The organism is Brevundimonas mediterranea, from assembly GCF_014196125.1.
Taxonomy (GTDB): Bacteria; Pseudomonadota; Alphaproteobacteria; order Caulobacterales; family Caulobacteraceae; genus Brevundimonas; species Brevundimonas mediterranea.
In genome coordinates this window covers 1000028-1019742 of sequence record NZ_JACIDA010000001.1, presented here as the reverse complement: position 1 = coordinate 1019742, position 19715 = coordinate 1000028, and the positions used below count along the sequence as shown (strand labels likewise).

Genomic DNA, 19715 nt, shown 5'->3' with positions numbered 1-19715 from the left:
ATAGCAGAGGCGGAGACGAACTGCGCAGGCGCATCCTGTTGGTACAGGGGAGCGAAGGCCCGCCCTGTGGACGGAATCAGGCGAATTCGGTCAGGGCGGGGTTGAACTTGCCTGCCTTGAACTCGGTGATCCTGTAGTCGGCCAGGCCGTGGACCTGGAAAGGATCGTCCTTCAGCAGGGTCTCGAGCTCCTCTTTCGTGCCCCCGCTGCGGACAACGAGTATGCCGCCGGTGCGCGGAACCATGGGACCGGCGGCGATGATCAGGCCGCTGGCGACATGGATGTCCAGCCATTCGCGATGCTCGACCGTCTTGGCCTCAATGGCTTCAATGGGCTGGGTGTAGGTGAGGGTGACGATAAACACGGGAAATCTCTAATTTCGGACGCTCGACGAGCGGGCGGCTCGTTCGCGTTCGTATGACTGACGTTGTTCTTCCTGTCCGGCAAGCGTGGGGACGCCGACCGCGATTCGTGCGCTGTCGGGAAGAAGGTCGCGATTGTAGCTTCTCTGGGTCACTGGATCGCCGTTGAACGGTATTTGAAATTGGGTGCCGTAAATCTGGGCGCTGCCGCTTTCCTGCAGGTAGCGGTCCAGGGTCGCCGCCGCGATCCAACCCGCATCGGAGAAGCCCTTGGCCATAGCCGTCACGGCCAAAACATGCGCCAGGAGGTAATCGTCAGGCTGGTCGCCATGCTGATAGATGAAGGCCGCCCGATAATAGTCGCGACCACTCTTCAAAACCCCGGCTTGCATCAGTTGGGTAAGTTCGGCGCGTCGTGCGGCGTCTTTCACGGCAACTTGCGGCCCGACCGTCAGCATATCGTCGCGATCCGCCTGGTCGGCGTCGAACAACGCCTTGACGGCCGGGTCGTCCGAGACATCGGTATCGGGTTCCAGGCGGCCATAGGCGCGGTCTCCACCCCAGTCCGTCTCGACTGTGGCCGGATCATGCGGTCGATATAGGGAAAGAGGTGACATGGGCGGGCCTCCGACGAAGGCGAATGTCGCCCAATCCTTTGCCGCCAGACGTATTTCGTAAACTTCGTCGTTCGGCCGCGTCAGAGTTATGTGATCGGCGGTCAGGGCATTGACCTTCAGGTCTTCAGTGAAGACAGGGCCGTTTACGCCGCTCAATGCGCCGTCCTGAAGCAGGACCAGGCTGGAAGGACGGGTCAGGGTCGCGACCGGCGAGTCTCTATCAGGGATGTCGATGATGAAGACCGTGCGGCCCTCGACAGCCCAAACCCATCGTCCGGACAGGTCCGGCGACATCTGCGCCCAAGACGGAAGGGCTGTCATGAAACTGGCGGCCGATATCGCGAGGGCAGCGAGGACAAGGCGGTGGAGCATCGGAGGCTTTCTTTTGAGGGGCGACGCAGTTTGTGGACGGCCACGCCGCTTCACAAGACAGTCAGGTGGATTTGATGGAGCGTGCAAGCATGACCGAAAGCCGCCCCGACCTTGACTTTCGGGGGCGATAATGCGCCCTACGCCGCTTCGATTTCAGGCGCTCCGGCGTCAGATTCCACCGCAGAATTCCAGACGGTCCATCCATGCACGCCTACCGCTCTCACACCTGCGGCGCCCTGCGCGCCTCCGACGCCGGTTCCGCCGTCCGCCTGTCCGGCTGGGTGCATCGGAAGCGCGATCACGGCGGCCTGTTGTTCATCGATCTGCGCGACCACTACGGCCTGACCCAACTGGTGCTGCACCCGGAGACGCCGGGCTTTGCGGCCGTCGAACGCCTGCGCGCCGAGAGCGTGATCAAGATCGACGGCGAAGTGGTGGCGCGTGAGGCCGGGGTGGTGAACCCGAACCTGCCGACCGGCGAGGTCGAGGTCCGCGTCCAAGGCGTCGAGGTCCTGTCGGAAGCCGCCGAACTGCCGATGCCGGTCTTCGGCGACCAGGAGTATCCGGAAGATATCCGCCTGGCCAACCGCTTCCTCGACCTGCGTCGCGAGCGGCTGCACAAGAACATTGTGCTACGCTCCAGGGTCATCTCTTCGATCCGCCAGCGTATGGTGGCCCAGGGCTTCCTGGAGTACCAGACCCCGATCCTGACCGCCTCGTCGCCGGAAGGCGCGCGCGACTTCCTGGTGCCGTCGCGTCTGCACCCTGGCAAGTTCTACGCCCTTCCGCAGGCGCCCCAGCAGTTCAAGCAGCTGCTGATGGTCTCGGGCTTCGACCGCTATTTCCAGATCGCCCCCTGCTTCCGAGACGAAGACCTGCGCGCCGACCGTTCGCTGGAATTCTACCAGCTCGACGTCGAGATGAGCTTCGTGACCCAGGAAGACGTCTTCGCCGCCATCGAGCCGCTGATGCACGGCGTGTTCGAAGAGTTCGGCGAGGGCAAGCCGGTCTCGCCCATCGACGGCGTCCACACCTTCACCAACGACTTCGGCGAAACGTTCGAGCACAAGGGCTTCGAGCGCCTGACCTACGCCCAGTCGATGGCCTGGTATGGTTCGGACAAGCCGGACCTGCGCAACCCGATCAAGATGCAGGTGGTCTCCGACCACTTCCGCGACGGTGGTTTCGGCCTGTTCGCCAAGATCCTGGGCGCGGACGAGAAGAACGCCGTCTGGGCCATCCCGGCGCCGACCGGCGGATCGCGCGCCTTCTGCGACCGCATGAACTCGTGGGCGCAGGGCGAGGGCCAGCCGGGCCTGGGCTATATCTTCTGGTCGGACGACCAGGGCGCCTGGGGCGGTCCCATCGCCAAGAACCTGGGCCAGGAGCCGACCGAGACCCTGATGGCTTCGCTGGGTCTGGGCAAGGGCGACGCGGCCTTCTTCACCGCCGGCCTGCCGTCGGTCTTCGCCAAGTTCGCCGGCCTGGCCCGCACCCGCGTGGGCACGGAGCTGAAGCTGATCGACGAGAACCAGTTCAAATTCTGCTGGATCGTCGACTTCCCCATGTTCGAATGGTCGGAAGAAGAGAAGAAGGTCGACTTCAGCCACAACCCCTTCTCGATGCCCCAGGGCGGGCTGGAGGCCCTGGAGACCCAGGATCCGCTGACCATCCGCGCCTTCCAGTACGACATCGTCTGCAACGGCTATGAGCTGTGCTCGGGCGCGATCCGGAACCATAAGGCCGAGATCATGCTGAAGGCCTTCGAGATCGCCGGCTACGACGCCTCGGTGGTGGAAGAACAGTTCGGCGGCATGCTGAACGCCTTCCGCTACGGCGCGCCGCCCCACGGCGGCCTGGCCCCCGGCATCGATCGCATCGTCATGCTGCTGGCCGGCGAGACGGCCATCCGCGAGGTCATCGCCTTCCCCCTGAACCAGCAGGGCGAGGATCTGTTGATGAACGCCCCGACCGAGGCGGAGGAACGCCAGTTGAAGGACGTCCATATCCGCACGGCCTTGCCGATCAAGGTCTGATCGGCCACGCCTGATCGCCGAAGCGAAGAAGGGGACGCTGCGGCGTCCCCTTTTTGCTGTTCAGTGTTCAGCGGACACGAAGTGGCGCACGGCTGGGGGAGCCGGCGGCGCAGGCGGGGTGCGGATCACCCGGATGGTTCCGCGGCAGGCCTGGGGCGTCAGACGACCGGGCAGGCGGGTGGCGCCGTCGCCGCAGGCCTCGCTGATCTGGTCCTGGGTCAGGTTGCGCGCGCCGGACAGGTCGGCGCCCCGGATGTCGGTGCGGCGCAGCGAGGCGTCGTTGAAGTCGGCGCGGGTGAAGGTCGCCCCGGTCAGACGGGCGCCGTCCAGGCTGGCGTCACGGAAGGAGGCGTTCGAGAAGTCGCCGCCGGACAGGTTGGAGGCGTTGATCTCGGCGTCGGAGAAGTTTGCGCCGATGGCGTGGACATTGGCCAAGGTGGCGCCGAACAGTTCGCTGTTCGAGAAATTCGCGCCCGCCAGGGTCGCGCCGTTGAAATTCACGCCGTGCAGTTCGGCCCCCGACAGGTCGGCCCGCGACAGGTTGGCGCGCACGAAGAACGAGCCCTGGGCCTCGGCCCCCGTCAGGACGGCGCCGGTGAAATTGGTCGAGGTGAAGTTGGCCCCGACGATCTCGACCCCCGTCAGATTGGCGCGGCTGAAGTCGCTGCCGGTGAAGTTGGAGCCGACCATTTCCGCGCCGCGCAGATTGGCGCCGACCAGGGTGGCGTTCATGAAGCTGGCGCCGGTGAAGGTGGCGCCCGACAGATTGCGGCCCGACAGTTCGCAGCGATTGCACGAACCGCCCAGGGACACCGACCGGGCCACGTCGCGATCCTGGACCGTCATCTCGATCCCGGCGAAGGCGGGGGTGGCGAGCATCAGGCCCGCCGCCGCGATCAGCGCGGTTTTCAATCGGATGGGGTTTGGGCGGGCGATCTGTTTCACGCAGTCTGAATGCCTCGAAATACTGCCCGGACCTACTTAAATCGAGGTAATTTCGTTAAATCCCGGCAAGACGGATGGCCGTCAGCAGGCGGGAATACGCAGGTTTCCGGACAGAATGGTCGAGCCGTCGCCGCAGGCGCGGTTCAGCTGACCCTGGGTCAATCCGGTGGCGCGCGACAGGTCGGCGCCGGACAGGTTGGTCCCGATCAGCTTTGCGCCCGAGAAGTTCGCGCCTTGCAGATAGGCGCCGACGAAGCTGGCGTTGGTCAGGTCGGCGCCCGAGAAGTTGGAGCTGGAGAAGACCCCGCCGTAGGCTTCGACGTCGCGCATGTCGGCGTTGGAGAAACGGGTGCGGTTCATCACGCTGAGGCTGAGGTCCGCCTGGCGCAGGCGCGCGCCGGACAGGTTCAGACCGCGCGCCTCAAGACCGGAGAAATCACCTTGGAACAGGTTGCAGCCGGCGCAGGATGCGCCGCGTTTCACGCTGGCGATCTGGCTGGCGTTCTGCGCCAGGGCAGGGGGGGCGGCGGTCGCAAATACGGCGACGGCGATGGACAGGGCGGTAAGGCGGGACATGGGGTCGCTCCAGCGAAAACGTCGCGTGGCGGCACTCTAGAGCCCAGCCGTTAACTTAGCCCTGATCGCCGCCGTGAACCGCCCGGGCGTCTCCGCAGGTGTCGCAGACCCAGACGCCGCCGCGATTTTGCAGGCTGAAATCGCCGCAGGACGGACAGGCGACGGCCTCGGTGTTGGCGACGACCTTCGGTTCAGGCTCGGCCTTCTTGCCGAAGGGCAGGACCACGAGATTGTCGGGCGCGGAGCCGCGGGCGAAGCCCTTCGAGATGAACCGGGCGGCAGGAACGGTCTCTCCGCCCTCGGCCTTGCCGTGGCCCAGGCCGTCGGCGTTCAACTCATCGGGGCCGGCGTTGGCCAGTTCGTGGCGGTCCAGATAGGAGACGCCCAGCTCGCGGAAGATATAGTCCAGGATCGAGGTGGCCGAGCGGATCGAGTCATTGCCCGTGACCCGTCCGGCGGGCTCGAACCGGGTGAAGACGAAGGCGTCCACGAACTCGTCCAGCGGCACGCCGTATTGAAGCCCGATCGAGATGGCGATGGCGAAATTGTTCATCAGGCTTCGGAAGGCGGCGCCTTCCTTGTGCATGTCGATGAAGATCTCGCCCAATTCGCCGTCGTCGTATTCGCCGGTGTGGATATAGACCTTGTGCCCGCCGACGGCCGCCTTCTGGATATAGCCCTTGCGGCGGTCGGGCAGTTTGCGGCGGGCGCGCTCGCGTTCGACCACACGTTCGACGACGCGCTCCTGCGGGGCGGGCGTGGGAGCGGGGCGGGGCGTTTCGGGGCGCAGGGCCGTATCGGTTTTCGGCAGGGTCAGCAGGGGGCCTGGGGGCGGAGGCGCGCGACGCAGCCGCACCGCGCGGCGACCCTCTGCGGCGGCCTGGGCCAGGCGGCGGGCGGCCTGGGCGGCGGTGGCGCGCCAGTCCAGAAGGTCCAAGGCCGTGTCGGGCGCGTCGCTGAACGGTTCGACGGCGCGGCGCAGATTCGCCTCGACGCTCGCTGGATCGGCCAGCAAGGCGGCGACGGCCGGTGGCGCCTCGGGCCAATCCGTCAGGTCGCCGTGACCGAAGACCCAGCGCGCGGCCTCGGCCTCAGCCTCTTCGGGCACGCCCAGCAGGTTCAGCAACGGGCCGTCGCCGTCTTCCAGTCCCAGGACGTCGCGGATGAAGCCGGGGTCCAGCACCGGGGCGGTGAAGACGGCGTCGAAGCCGTCGGCCCCGGCCAGGGCCTGTTCGACGGCGGCCAGTTCGATGTCGGTGAACCCGAATCCGCGCAGGGCGGCGTGATCGACGCCCGGCGCCTCGACCAGGGTGCGACGGCCGAACAGCCGGCGCTCGGCCGCCTGGACGTCGCCGCCCGCGCGGGCCAGGGCGGCGGCCAGGGGTGGGGCCAGGCGGCGGCCGATCTGGCCGTCGGCGGTCTGGAAGACGTCGATGACCGAAGGGGCGCCCAGACCCAGACGCAGCCGGGCCTCGGCGTCATCGACGAACAGGCTGATGGTCGCATGGCGCCGGGGCGCGCCCAGCTTGCCGATCCGCTTCAGGGCGATGGCGGCGAGAGGATCCGGATTGGCCTTCAGGCGGGCGCGGCGGGTGCGGTCAGCGTCGGCGACCTGGCTCTTCAGGCCGTCCCATTCGGCGCAGGGGCCGCGCAACTGGGCCAGTTCCACCGAGGTCTGAGCCGCCACGACCGCCGTCAGGCCCGCGAGAGCCTCGGCCCGGGCGGACAGGTCGCCGCCAGCCGGGATCAGCGCGGCCGAGAGGCCCTCCAACCCCAGGGAAATGGCGGCGCTCGCGGCCTGAATATCCAGGGCCACGGTCCACAGACGCGTCAGATCCGGCAGCAGGTCGAAGGTCCCGCCGTCCAGGGCGGCGACGGCGGACAGATCCAGCAGGGCGCGACCGACCGCGCCCTCGGCCAGGGCCTCGGCGTCGCGGGGAGAGAAGATCGCGATCAGGCCGCCGTCCAGAGCCGATTCGGCGGCCAGCAGGGCCTCGGGTGCGCCGGCGGCGATCTGGGTGCGGTCGGCCAGGGCGATCAGGGGCGGGGTTTCGTGGAAGGGGCGCAGGGCCAGGGCCGGACGTTCGCCATCGACGGCGCGCAGGATGTCGGCGTCGGTGGCGCCGCGACGCCGCGCAGTGGCGGCGGCGCGACCCAGGGCGGGGTTGCGCGACGGATCGGCGCAGTGGCCGTCCGGTCCCTCGCAGCGGTCCACGGCGTCGGCGACCGCGCACAGGGCGTCGGCCAGGGCCTCGGCCGACTGCAGCGCCAGCCGGGCGGTCATGCGGTCGGCGCGGTGTTCGGCCAGATGGGCCGGCGCGGCGGGATCGGACAGGTCGAGAATGTCGGCGGAGCCTGAGCCAGCCTCGAGCCCACCGGCAGGCGAGGCCAGGCCCAGTTGAATGGTGGCGGCCAATTCGGCGGCGAAGACATGGGCCTCGGCCCGATCGGTGAAGACGCCCTCGGCCAGGCCCCGGCCGGCCAGACGTTCGGCCCAGGCGTCCACGGCGCCGTTCAGCCAGCCGCCGGTCGGAGGCAGGTCGGGGACCAGGGATTCGCTCCAGTCCAGCCAGGATTCGATCCGGGCGTCCGACCATGCGGCCGGCGCCGTGATCTCCTGGACTGTGGCGGCGCGCTCGACAGCGCGGGTCTCCATCGTGACCCGGCGGGCCAGATCCACGAAGCCGGATTGAAAGCGCATGGGCCGCATCTCCCGGGAAGCCTGCCACCAGATTACGGCGATCCATCAAGGCGCGCCACTATATGTAGTAGTTATCAACCGCTGAATCCATTTGACGCTCATTCAGCGCCTTTGGGGCGGACGCCGGCTCGATCCAGTGGTCATCAGGCGAGGCGCGGGCGCCGGCGGGCCAGAAATCGACACAAAGCGACATTGCGCCGCTTGCGGCCGACATTGCTCCTGTGTCATGTAACCGATTACATCAGGTTATCGACAGACCTTCGACAAGAAGGCTGGCGCGATGACGCTCAGAGGGAAACACTTGGATATCGCCGCCTCATCAGCCGTGAACGGACGTGCGCCCGCCGCCAAGGCCGCCACGATCCGCGACGTCGCCGAACGGGCCAAGGTGTCCGTGGCCTCGGTGTCGCGCGTGCTGAACGGGTCGGACGCCATCACCGAAACCACGCGCCAGCGGGTGCTGGATGCGGTCGCACATCTTCACTACGTCCCCCATGTCGGGGCGCGCAGCCTGTCCACCAGCCGGACGGACACCATCGGGGTCATCCTGCCGGACCTGTACGGCGAGTTCTTCTCCGAACTGATCCGCGGCATGGACTTGGCCGCGCGGGCGCACGGCAAGCACCTGATCGTCTCCAGCTCCCACGGCGACACCGAAGAGACCATGGCGGCGCTGCGGTCGATGCGGGGCCGGGTCGACGGCATGATCGTGCTGTCGCCCCATGTGCGGGCCGCCAATCTGGCCGCCGACGTGGCGGGCCGGACTCCGGTGCTGGTCATGAACGGCGGTCTGGACGAGGGCGGCCGGCCGGCGATCGCGGTGGACAACCACGGGGGCGCCGTGGCGGCGGTCGAACATCTGATCGCCACCGGTCGTCGCCGCATCGCCCATATCCGGGGCGCCGCCGGCAACCTGGAAGCCGATATCCGCGCCGAGGGCTACGCCAGCGCCCTGGCCGGGCAGGACCCGATCATCGTCGAGGGCGATTTCACCCAGGCCGCCGGGCATCGCGCCGCCACACAGTTGATGGCGCTGGACCAGCGCCCGGACGCGGTGTTCGCGGCCAATGACATGATGGCCCTGGGCGCCCTGCTGGCCTTCCAAGAGGCGGGGGTGCGCTGTCCCGAGGACGTGGCGGTGGTCGGCTTCGACGACGTGCCGCTGGCCGCCCTGGTCCGGCCGACGCTGACCACGCTCAGAGTGAATATTGCGGAAATGGGTCGCCGGGGCGTCGAACGCCTCATCGGCCTAGTCCAGGCCGGCGCCAACGCCGACCTGGACTCCGCCTGCGAAATCGTTCGGCCGGTTCTGGTCGTGCGTCAATCCACCGCGGCGGCCGCAACCGCCGGGTCAAACCCCGATCAGACAGCGGCGTCGCTGTCGTGAATCGGACCTATCAGGAGGGGACATCAGGATGATCAAGTTCAATACGCGTAGCGCGGCCCTGGCCGCCGTATCCGCCTTCGCCATCACCGCAGGCTTCGCCGGCGCGGCGACGGCGCAGACATCGAGTTCGACGCTCCGCGGCGCAGTGACTGAAGCGGGCCAGCCTGCGCCGGGTGCTGTAGTGACCGCTGTCGACACCGCGTCGGGTTTCTCCGCTCGAGCGACTGTGCGGTCCGACGGCACCTACGTGATTTCCGGCCTCAGAGCGGGCAACTACCGCGTGACGGTCACGACGCCTGACGGAGAGACCGACACAGACACGGTCAATATCGCAGTCGCGGCCACGAACCGCCTTGATCTTGAAGTGGGCTCCGAAGAGACGGCCGCACCGTCAAACGAAGCGGCCGAACTGGGCGACATCGTGGTCGTCGGTCGTCGTCTTACCGAAGTGACGACGTCCGAAGTCGCGACCAATGTGTCGCAGGTTCAGATTAACAGCCTGCCCCAGACGGATCGTAACTTCATGTCGTTCGCTCGCTTGGCTCCGGGCGTTCGTTACAACGATGGCGAGAACAGCCGGACCTTCCAGTCGGGAGCTTCGACGGCGTCGGGCGTGAACGTCTTCATCGACGGCGCGAGCTTGAAAAGCCAGGTCCTTCCCAATGGGGTCGCCGGGCAGGACTCGAGCCGAGGCAATCCGTTCGCCCAGCTGGCGGTTCAAGAGTTCAAAGTTCTGACTCAGAACTACAAAGCGGAGTACGAGCAGGCTTCGGCCGCCATCATCACGGCCGTGACCCGGTCGGGCAGCAACGAGTTTCATGGCGAAATCTTCGGCGCCTATCAGGACCGAAGCATGATCGAAGACAACTATTTCGACGAGCGGGCTGGGCGGTCGAAGCCGGAGTACAAGCGTCAACAGTATGGCGCTGCGCTGGGCGGCCCGATCATCCAAGACCGCCTGCACTTCTTCGTCGCCTACGAAGGTAACGATCAAGACCGTGCCAGTTCCGTGACCTTGGGCAATCGCTCCGCCGCCAATCTTGCTCGGTTTGGCCAGTACGAAGGCAACTTCGTCAGCCCGTTCCGGCAGGACACCTACTTCGGCAAGCTGAGCTTCTCGCCCGATGATCTGCAGGTCTTCGACCTGAGCTACAGCCGTCGGCGCGAAACCGACATTTCCGGCTTCGGCGGCACCACGGCCTACACGGCCGCTGAAAATAAGGTCGGTACGACCGACGAATACAATCTGCGCCATACTTATCGCGGCTCGAACTTCCTGAACGAAGCCTCGATCAGCTACCTAGACAGCGTCTTCAACCCGACGTCGTTGTCTCCTGGTCAGCCGACTGAAGAGTATCAGGGTATCATCACGATCGGTGGGAAGAACTCATCGCAATACATCCAACAGAAAGGGTTCACCCTTCGCAACGATCTGACGCTGACAGGTCTGAACAACCACACCGTCAAGATGGGCGTGAAATATAGCGATCAGGACTACATCTTCCGCAAGCTATTCTTTACTGCACCCCAGTTCACCTACCAGAGCGACATAGATCCGACCTTCAGCTACCCACAGCAGGCGCGTCTCGGTCTGGGTGACCCGAATATCGAGGGCAGCAACAAGATTTTCGGCGCCTACATCCAGGATGACTGGCAGTTGACGCCCAAGTTGGAACTGAATCTCGGCCTGCGCTGGGATTACGAAACCAACATGAACAACAACAAGTACGTCACGCCGACGAATGCGGCTAATGCCCTTCGAGCCAACGCTGCGGCCGGTCAGTACAATGCCGACGACTTCATCACTGACGGCAGCGACCGCCCGACGTTCAAAAGCGCATTCCAGCCACGTATCGGCTTCTCCTACGACATTTTCGAGGACCAGCGATCGGTCATCTTCGGCGGCTATGGTCGGTATTACGACCGGATCATTTTTAATGACCTGTTGGACGAGAGCTTCCGACTGCAATACGCCATCGGCACCTTCTACTTCTCCCGCGACGGGTTGCCGGACAGAGACGGAAACCCGACTGTTGTGTGGAATGAAAGCTATCGCACCGCTGAAGGCCTTGCGGCGCTGCGTGCCTCTGCGCAGACCGGCCGCCCGGAACTCTTCGCCCATACCAACAAGGCTAAACCGCCTTCAACCGACCAGTTCAGCCTCGGCTTCCGTCAAAAACTCGGTGAAGACTGGCAGGCCAGCGTCACCGCGACCTACATCAAGGGGCAGAACGGTTTCACTCATATCTTTGGCACTCTGAACGCCGATGGGGGCTGCTGTAATACAGCGACCGCAAACTCGTTCGGTTACGCCAATATCATTCTAGGCGTCGACGAGTTGGAAACCCGTTACAAGGCGCTCTACTTCACACTCGACAAAAACTACACGGCCGACTCTGGATGGGGCGTGAACCTGGCCTACACGCTGGCTGACGCCCGCCAGAACGGTAACGATCTCTTCAGCCTGGACGCACGTCGCCCTGCTGATTACGGCTTCTATCGCAAGCCCGGATCGGAACGTCACCGCATCGTCTTGTCGGGAATCAAGGATCTGCCATACGGCTTCCGCATTTCCTCGATCGCTGAGCTGGGTTCTGGCGCCTATTACAACATCGATGATTTCTCGCGTGGCTTCGGGGTCAGCGAGAGAAACTTCCGTCGCGGCGAAGGAGAGCCGGATACCGACTGCCTCAGCTTCTTCGCCACCTGCAACGTCGATGTGAAGTTGGAGAAAGAGCTGTCTGTCTTTGGCAACCAGAAGGTCGGTCTTCAGCTCGATATCCTGAACCTGTTCAACAACCGCAACTTTGGAGGCTACAACGCCTTCATTCCGCCCACCCCGGAAGTGAACGCCGATTTCGGCAAGCCCACCAACCTGATCACCCGCCCGCGGAGCATTCAGGTCGGTCTGCGCTACTCCTTCTAACTCCCCCTGAGCCTGGGCCGCCTTCCGCTTGCGCGGGAGGCGGCCTTCTTCTTGATACAGACCCAGTGAGCGTGCCCATGAACCGTCGACACTTCCTGATGCGAACCACGGCCGGCGCTGCGGCTCTGGCGGTGGGCGGCGTCGTCGCGGGACAGGCGGCAGCGCAGCAGGCGGTCACTGGCGCAGTCAACGGGACCGAACGCCGACCCCTGCGGCTGGACCGCGAGATCAACGAGCTTCAGGAACGCACCTTCCGCTGGTTCGAGAAGGTCACGGACCGGCGCACAGGCCTGACGCCCGACCGCTGGCCCACCCCGTCCTTCTGCTCGATCGCTGCGGTGGGCTTCGCCCTGACCTGCTGGCCCATCGGCGTCGAGCGCCGCTGGATGACACGGGACGAGGCGCGCGAACGCACCCTGATCACCATCCGCTATTTCCACAGCCTGCCCCAGGGGCCGGAGCCGACCGGCACGGCGGGGCACAAGGGCTTCTTCTATCATTTCCTCGATATGGAGACCGGTCACCGCTACCGGACCAACGAGCTGTCGACGGTGGACACGGCCCTGCTTATCGCCGGCATGTTGTTCGCCGCCCGCTATTTCGACGGCGACCATCCCGACGAGGTCGAGATCCGCAGCCGGGTCCAGGCCCTGTACGAGCGGATCGAATGGGACTGGGCCGTCGTGCGCGACAACCGGATCACCATGGGCTGGCACCCCGAGAGCGGCTTCATCCCGTCGGACTGGCACGTCTATAACGAGGGGATGCTGCTGCTGCTGCTGGCCATCGGCAGCCCGACCCACCCGGTCTCGGTCAATGTCTGGCACGAATGGGCCGCCAGCTATGACGAAAGCTGGACCGATCGCTGGGGCAGCTGGCACCTGAATTTCGCCCCGATCTTCGGCCATCAGTACAGCCATATGTACGTCGACTTCCGCGGCATCCAGGACGCCTGGATGCGGGGCCAGACGGCCCAGCTGGGCGAGTATCTGGACTATTTCGAAAACAGCCGCCGCGCCGTCTATGCCCAGCAGAAATACGCCCACGACAATCCGGGCCAGTGGGCCGGCTATTCTTCCGAGACCTGGGGCCTGACGGCCTGCGACGGGCCGGGCGATTTCAAACAGACGATCAACGGGGTCGAGCGGGACTTCTTCAGCTATTCGGCGCGCGGCCCCGGCGAGCGCGACGACGGCACCATCGCACCCACGGCGGCGGCCAGCTCCATCGCCTTCGCGCCCGAGATCGTCGTGCCCTGCATCAAGGCGATGAAGAGCCGGTTCGGCGCGGGGATCTATACCGAGTGGGGCTTCCTCGACAGCTTCAACCCGACCCTGACCCAGCGCGACGGCCCCTTGCAGCACGGCAAGATTGTTGACGGCGTGGGCTGGGTCGCCGACGACTATCTGGGCATCGACCAGGGGCCCATCGTCGGCATGACCGAGAACCACCGGTCGGAGTTCATTTGGCGCTATATGCGCGGCGAACCCAACATCCGCCGGGCCCTGGACAAGGCCGGATTCACCGGCGGCTGGCTGACCGCATGAGGCCTGGCCCGCACAGGCGGGGCGCGTTGGCGCTGCTGGCGGGCGGCGCGGCGGCGGCCTGTACGGCGCGTCGTGAGGGCGAGACGGTGCTGCGCTTCTGGGCCATGGGCAACGAGGGCGGGACGGTGGGCCAGTTGATGCCCGAGTTCGAGCGCCGCAACCCCGGCGTCCGGGTCGAGGTCCAGCCCCTGCCGTGGACGGCGGCTCATGAGAAGCTGCTGACCGCCTATGCCGGCGCCTCGCTGCCGGACGTCAGCCAGATCGGCAACACATGGGTCGCGGAGCTGAGCGCCATCGGCGCACTGTCGCCGACCCCGCCCGAAGCCGCCGACCTGATGACCGACCAGTTTCCTGCTGTGCTGGAGACCAACCAGATCGCCGGCCGGGCCATGACCACGCCATGGTACGTCGACACCCGGCTGCTGTTCTATCGCAAGGATCTGCTGGCCCGCGCCGGCTTCGACGCGCCGCCGCAGGACTGGGCCGAATGGAAGCGGGCCATGCACGGGGTCAAGCGGGCGGCGGGCGGCGACAACTACGCCATCCTGCTGCCGCTGAACGAGTTCGAACAACTGCTGACTTTCGGGCTTCAGATCGAAGAGCCGCTGCTGCGCGACCGCAACACGCGAGGCAATTTCTCCAACCCCGGCTTCATCGCGGCCCTGGCCTTCTATCGCAGCTTGTTCGCCGAGGGGTTGGCGCCCCTGGCGTCCTCGGCGCAGATCTCGAACGTCTGGACCGAGTTCGCGCGCGGCTATTTCAGCTTCTATTTCTCCGGCCCGTGGAGCGTCGGCGATTTCCGTTCGCGCCTGCCGGCGTCGTTCCAGCCGAACTGGGCCACGGCCGGGGTGCCGGGGCCGAACGGCCTGGGCGCCTCAGCGCCGGGGGGCTCCAGCCTGGCGGTGTTCAAGTCTTCGCCGCATCAGGAGGCGGCCTGGGCCCTGGTCCGCTATCTGTCCGAACCGGCCGTCCAGGCCCGGTTCAACACCATCGTCGGCGACCTGCCGGCGCGGAAAAGCGCCTGGGACATCGCCCAGGTCGAGCGCGACCCGATGCTGGCGCCCTTCCGGGGCCAGCTGGAGCGGGCCAAGGCCGTGCCCAAGGTGCCGGAGTGGGAGCGGATCGTCACGGAGATGCAGATCGTCGCCGAACGGATGGTGCGCGGCGAATATACGCCCGAGACTGCGGCCGCCGAGATCGACCGCCGCGCCGACCGGCTGCTGGAGAAACGCCGCTGGATGATGGAACAAGGCAGGGCCGTATGACCGTCGCCGATCCCGCAATACCTGCCGTCAGACGGTCACGTGGTCCGGCAGCCCGCGAACGCGCGGCCTGGGCCTTCGTCGCCCCGGCGATGATCGCCATCGGCCTGTTCTTCGCCCTTCCGGTGATTGCGGCCCTGCTGCTCAGCCTGACCGACTTCGACATCTACGCCTTGGCGAACCTGGACAATCTGCGCTTCGTCGGCCTGCAGAACTACGAGCGGCTGATGACCAATCCCCTGTTCTGGGGGGCGATGAAGAACACCCTGACCTTCGCCGTCCTGGGCGTGCCCCTGTCCATTGCGGCCTCTCTGGCGGCGGCGGTGATCCTGAACGCGCGGGTGGTGAAGTGGCGGCCGATCTGGCGGGTCATGTTCTTCGCCCCCTATGTCACAACCCTGGTCGCCACGGCCGTGGTGTGGCGCTATCTGCTGCACACCCGCTACGGCGTCATCAACTGGGGGCTGGAGAGCATCGGCCTGCCGGCGGTGGACTGGCTCGGCCAGCCCTCGACCTCGATCCCCGCCATCCTGATGTTCGTGGTCTGGAAGATCTTCGGCTACAATATGCTGATCTTCCTGGCGGTGCTTCAGACCGTGCCGGACGACCTGTACGAGGCGGCCCGCATCGACGGCGCCGGGCCGTGGAAACAGTTCCGCCATGTCACTCTGCCGGCCATCGCGCCGACCATGCTGCTGGTCTCGATCATCTCGGTCGCCAGCTTCTTCCAGCTGTTCGCCGAACCCTATGTGATGACGCAAGGGGGCCCGGCCCAGAGCACGGTGACGGTGCTCTACTTCATGTACGAGGAAGGCTTCAAATGGTGGAACCTGGGCTCCGCCAGCGCGGTCGCCTTCGTGCTGTTCCTGTGCATCCTGGCTATCACCCTGGTGCAGTTGGCGGTGGCCAAGCGGGTGGGGGCGTATCAGTGAAAATCCGCTCCATCCTGCTCAATCTCGCCGTCGCGCTCATCGCGCTCATCGTCCTGTTCCCTCTGGTCTGGATGGCGTCGGTCAGCTTCATGCCCACCGGCGAAGCGGCGACCTTCCCGCCGCCGCTGGTCCCTTCGCGCTGGACGCTGGAGCACTATCAGGACCTGTTCCTGAACCAGGGCATGGGCCGCTATCTGTGGAACAGTTTCGCCCTGGCGACCTTAGCGACGCTCCTGGCGCTCAGCTTCACCGTCCCGGCCGGCTACGCCTTCGCCAAGCTGAAATTCGCCGGGCGCGAGCGGCTGTTCCAGTTCCTGGTCGCCGCCTTGGTGGTGCCGGCCCAGATCGGCACCCTGCCGCTGTTCCTGATGCTGAAGGGGATGGGGCTGGTGAACACCTATGCCGGGGCGCTGGTGCCCTGGCTGGCCTCGATCTTCGGCCTGTTCCTGGTGCGCCAGTATGCGCTGAGCATTCCCGACGAGATGCTGGAGGCCGCGCGGATCGACGGCGCCAGCGAAGGCCAGATCTTCCGCCGCATCGTCCTGCCGACGCTGCAGCCGATCATCGTGACCCTGGGCCTGTTCGTCTTCCTGGGCAGTTGGAACGACTTCCTTTGGCCGCTGATCATCCTGACGGACCAGTCGAACTACACCCTGCCGGTTGCACTGGCGGCGCTCTCTCGCGAACATGTGCAGGATGTCGAACTGATGATGGCGGGCGCCGTCGTCACCGTCGCGCCCGTCCTGATCCTCTTCCTCGCCCTGCAACGCTACTACATCCGCGGCATGCTCGCGGGCAGCGTGAAGGGCTGACCAGAACTGCGAGTTCGTATGCGTAACCTCCTGGCCGCCGCCTCGGTCCTGACGCTTGCCTTTGCCGCCCCCGCCGTCGCGCAGGACACGCGCGTTCTCGACACCATGGACGACGCCTCGCGGTGGCAGGCCAGCGCCTCGACCGATGTTCACGCCGTCGTTTCCGCCGTCGCCGGGCATGATGGGCAGGGGGTGCGGCTCGACTACGATTTCGATGGCAAGGCGGGCTATGCGGTGCTCAGCCGTCCGCTGCCGTTCGACCTGCCCGACAATTACGAGATCAGCTTCTGGGTGCGCGGCGCAGGGCCGGCCAACACCTTTGAGGTCAAGCTGACCGACGCCTCGGCCGAGAACGTCTGGTGGAAGCAGACGGCGCGCTACGACTTCCCCGACGGCTGGACAAAGTTCGTGATCAAACGCCGCCAGGTGTCCAAGGCCTGGGGCCCGAGCCCCGAGACGGTGCTGCGCCGCGCCGAGCGGGTCGAGTTTGTCGTGGTCGCGGCCGAGGGCGGCAAGGGGGCGGTCGAGATCGACCAACTGAGCCTTCGCGCCCTGCCGGTCGATCCCGCCGTGCCGCCGCAGCCGGTCGCCGCAGACGAACGGGCGGAGACGACCGCCGCCAACGCCGTCGATCTGGACCCTAAGACGGCCTGGACCCCGCCTATGGGCGAACCGTCGGCCCTGACCCTGGACCTGGGCTATGAGCGCGAGTTCGGCGGCCTGACCCTGCGCTGGGGCGAGCGGGGGGCGGCGGCGGACTATCGGATCTCGGCCTCGACCGACGGGCGCGACTGGCGGAACCTGGCGACAGTTCAGGGCGGAAACGGCGGCGTCGACTGGCTGCGCACGCCCGAGGCGACGGCGCGCTGGCTGCGGCTTGAGCCGTTGCGGCCCGTTCCGGCGCCCGACGTCGTCGGATCCTCCGGCGCCGGCCAGCGGCTGGGCGCGGGGCAGGTGACGACCTATGCGTTGAACGAGATCGAGGTCGAATCCCTGGCCTTTGGCGAGGACGCCACGGCCTTCGTGGAGGCGGTGGCCAAGGAGAACCGGCGCGGCCTCTATCCACGCGGCTTCTTCGGGGAACAGCCCTACTGGACCCTGGTCGGCGTCGACGGCGGCGGCGAGAGCGGCCTGATCGGCGAGGACGGCGCCATCGAACTGCGCCGGGCGGGGCCGAGCATCGAACCCTTTGTGGTCGACAACGGGCGGCTGATCACCTGGGCCGACGTCAAGATCGAACAGGGGCTGAGGGACGACGACCTGCCCATACCGTCCGTGACCTGGACCGCCGACGACTGGACGCTGAAGATCACCAGCTTCGCCGACGGCGCGCCGGACCGGGCGCGGTTGTGGGGCCGCTATGACCTGACCAACACCTCCAACCGGCCGCGTCGCCTGACCCTGGCCCTGACGGCGCGGCCGTTCCAGGTGAACGGACCGGTGCAGTTCCTGGCCATTCCGGGCGGCGTGGCGCCGGTCGAGCGGATCGCCTGGGACGGCGCGAGCTTGACGCTGAACGACGACGTCCGGGTCCACGCCCTGACTGCGCCGGACGCCGTCGCGGCCTCGAGCTTCGATGCAGGGGCCGATCCTCAATCATTGATTTTGCCGACGGCGCGACGGCCCGCGGGCGAGCCGGTCGCCGTCTCCGACGCCACGGACCTGCCGGCCGGCGCCCTGCTGTACGAGGTGACGCTTCAGCCCGGCGAGACGCGCACCTTCGGCTTCCTCTCGCCGCTGGCGGGCGAGACGCCGCAGCCGCAGGCGGGGCAGGGCGTCGCCGCGCTGGATCAGGCCGAGCAGGCGCTGGCGGCGGAGTGGCGCGAGAAGCTGGACCGGGTGGACCTGACCCTGCCGCCCGCCGCCCAGCGGATCGAGGACGCGCTGAAGTCATCCCTGGCCCATATGCTGATGACGCGTCAGGGGCCGATCCTCCAGCCCGGCACCCGCAGCTACAACCGCTCCTGGATCCGCGACGGGGCCATGATGGCTGAGGGGCTGAACCGGCTGGGCATGGCCGAGCACTCCGCCGACTATCTGCGCTGGTACGCCCCCTATGTGTTCGACAACGGCAAGGTCCCTTGCTGCGTCGATGCGCGGGGCGCCGATCCGGTGCCCGAGAACGACAGCCATGGAGAGTTCGTCTTCCTGGCCGCCGAGACCTATCGCTACACCGGCGACGAGGCCCTGCTGCGCCAGGTCTGGCCCCAAGTCCAGAAGGCCGTCGCCTATATGGACGCGCTGCGCGCCTCCACCCGCACCGCCGCATTCCAGACGCCGGACCAGCGCCACCTCTATGGCCTGCTGCCGCCGACGATCAGCCACGAGGGCTATTCGGACAAGGCGGCCTATTCCTACTGGGACGATTTCTGGGGCCTGCTGGGCTACAAGGACGCGGTCTTCATCGCCGAGACCCTGGGCGACGCCGAAGCCGCCGCCCGCTATGCCGCGGCGCGGGATCAGTTCGCCGCCGACATCCGCGCCTCCATCGTCGCGACGGCCCAGCATCACGACATCGACTGGATCGCGGGCGCCGCCGACCGGGGTGATTTCGACGCCACCTCGACCACGATCGCCCTGTCGCCGTCGGGCGAACAGGATAATCTTCCGCCCGAACTGATGGCGCGAACCTTCGACCGCTATTGGGAAAACTTCCAGAACCGGCTGACCAATCGCACGACGTGGAAGGACTACACCCCCTACGAATGGCGGCTGGTCGGCGCCTATGTGCGGCTGGGTCAGAAGGACCGGGCCCTGGCGGTGCTGGACTTCCTGATGGCTGACCGCCGGCCCGAGGCCTGGAACGGCTGGGCCGAGGTGGTGGGGCGCGACAAGCGCGAGCCCCGCTTCATCGGCGACATGCCGCACGCCTGGATCAGTTCCGACTATATCCGCTCGGCCCTGGACCTGTTCGCCTACGAACGGGACCGCGACCACGCCCTTGTGCTGGCCGCCGGCGTGCCTGAGGCCTGGCTGGACACCAAGGAGGGCGTGGGGGTGCGGGACCTGCGCACGACCTATGGGGCGCTGACCTACGCCTATCGCAAACGGGGGGCGGCCTATGTGCTGACCCTGGGCGGGGAGGCGATGCCGCCGGGCGGCTATGTATTGCAGTGGCCGGCGGGCGAGGGGCGGCCTGGGTCCGTCCGGATCGATGGGCGCGCGGCGCAGTGGTCGGGCGACGAACTGGCGATCCCCATGGGGGCGCGAAGGGTCACGCTGAACTGATCCCTTCTCCCC

13 protein-coding genes are annotated in these 19715 nt (G+C 66.6%); 8 read left to right on the top strand and 5 right to left on the bottom strand.

From position 1 onward, the window contains the following. Positions 1–76: 76 nt before the first annotated feature. Together GGR11_RS05170 and GGR11_RS05165 are read right to left on the bottom strand one after the other, a co-directional pair. A complete protein-coding gene (locus tag GGR11_RS05170) occupies positions 77–364 on the bottom strand; it encodes a YciI family protein (RefSeq protein ID WP_183195690.1) in 288 nt (95 codons plus the stop codon). Positions 365–373: 9 nt separating this feature from the next. Further along, a complete protein-coding gene (locus tag GGR11_RS05165; protein WP_183195689.1) occupies positions 374–1351 on the bottom strand; it encodes a hypothetical protein in 978 nt (325 codons plus the stop codon). Positions 1352–1554: 203 nt separating this feature from the next. Here GGR11_RS05165 and aspS point away from each other — a divergent pair, with 203 nt between their 5' ends. Continuing rightward, positions 1555–3387, top strand: coding sequence for an aspartate--tRNA ligase (gene aspS / locus GGR11_RS05160; protein WP_183195688.1), 1833 nt, complete (start codon positions 1555–1557; stop codon positions 3385–3387). A 60-nt stretch (positions 3388–3447) separates the two neighbouring features. Here the strand turns inward: aspS and GGR11_RS05155 are convergent, their stop codons facing one another. From GGR11_RS05155 to GGR11_RS05145, 3 genes are all read right to left on the bottom strand, one after another. Beyond that, complete coding sequence (locus GGR11_RS05155; RefSeq protein WP_246331561.1) at positions 3448–4266, bottom strand: pentapeptide repeat-containing protein; 819 nt, start codon at positions 4264–4266, stop codon at positions 3448–3450. A 147-nt stretch (positions 4267–4413) separates the two neighbouring features. Then, positions 4414–4908: a pentapeptide repeat-containing protein gene (locus GGR11_RS05150; protein ID WP_183195686.1), complete on the bottom strand. Its 495-nt coding sequence runs from the start codon at positions 4906–4908 to the stop codon at positions 4414–4416. Between the two features lie 55 nt (positions 4909–4963). Beyond that, positions 4964–7609, bottom strand: coding sequence for a TSCPD domain-containing protein (locus GGR11_RS05145; protein WP_183195685.1), 2646 nt, complete (start codon positions 7607–7609; stop codon positions 4964–4966). 301 nt (positions 7610–7910) lie between these two features. On the opposite strand from GGR11_RS05145, the gene GGR11_RS05140 reads away from it, so the two are divergent. From GGR11_RS05140 to GGR11_RS05110, 7 genes are all read left to right on the top strand, one after another. After that, positions 7911–8996 (top strand): LacI family DNA-binding transcriptional regulator, encoded by a 1086-nt coding sequence (locus tag GGR11_RS05140; RefSeq protein ID WP_246331560.1) that lies wholly within the window; start codon positions 7911–7913, stop codon positions 8994–8996. Positions 8997–9024: 28 nt separating this feature from the next. Beyond that, positions 9025–11922: a TonB-dependent receptor gene (locus GGR11_RS05135; RefSeq protein ID WP_183195684.1), complete on the top strand. Its 2898-nt coding sequence runs from the start codon at positions 9025–9027 to the stop codon at positions 11920–11922. A gap of 77 nt (positions 11923–11999) precedes the next feature. Beyond that, positions 12000–13469 (top strand): glucoamylase family protein, encoded by a 1470-nt coding sequence (locus tag GGR11_RS05130; RefSeq protein WP_183195683.1) that lies wholly within the window; start codon positions 12000–12002, stop codon positions 13467–13469. Between the two features lie 26 nt (positions 13470–13495). Then, positions 13496–14734 (top strand): sugar ABC transporter substrate-binding protein, encoded by a 1239-nt coding sequence (locus tag GGR11_RS05125; protein WP_246331558.1) that lies wholly within the window; start codon positions 13496–13498, stop codon positions 14732–14734. Then, positions 14731–15663 carry a carbohydrate ABC transporter permease gene (locus GGR11_RS05120; protein ID WP_183195681.1) on the top strand — a complete coding sequence of 311 codons (933 nt, stop codon included), beginning with the start codon at positions 14731–14733 and terminating at the stop codon, positions 15661–15663. Before GGR11_RS05125 ends, GGR11_RS05120 begins: the two co-directional genes overlap by 4 nt. After that, positions 15660–16475 (top strand): ABC transporter permease subunit, encoded by an 816-nt coding sequence (locus GGR11_RS05115; RefSeq protein ID WP_183195680.1) that lies wholly within the window; start codon positions 15660–15662, stop codon positions 16473–16475. The genes GGR11_RS05120 and GGR11_RS05115 overlap by 4 nt, the downstream gene beginning before the upstream one ends. An 18-nt stretch (positions 16476–16493) precedes the next feature. Next, the gene (locus GGR11_RS05110) at positions 16494–19703 is read left to right on the top strand and encodes a discoidin domain-containing protein (protein ID WP_183195679.1); all 3210 of its coding nucleotides are present in this window, start codon (positions 16494–16496) and stop codon (positions 19701–19703) included. The last annotated feature ends 12 nt before the right edge of the window (positions 19704–19715 follow it).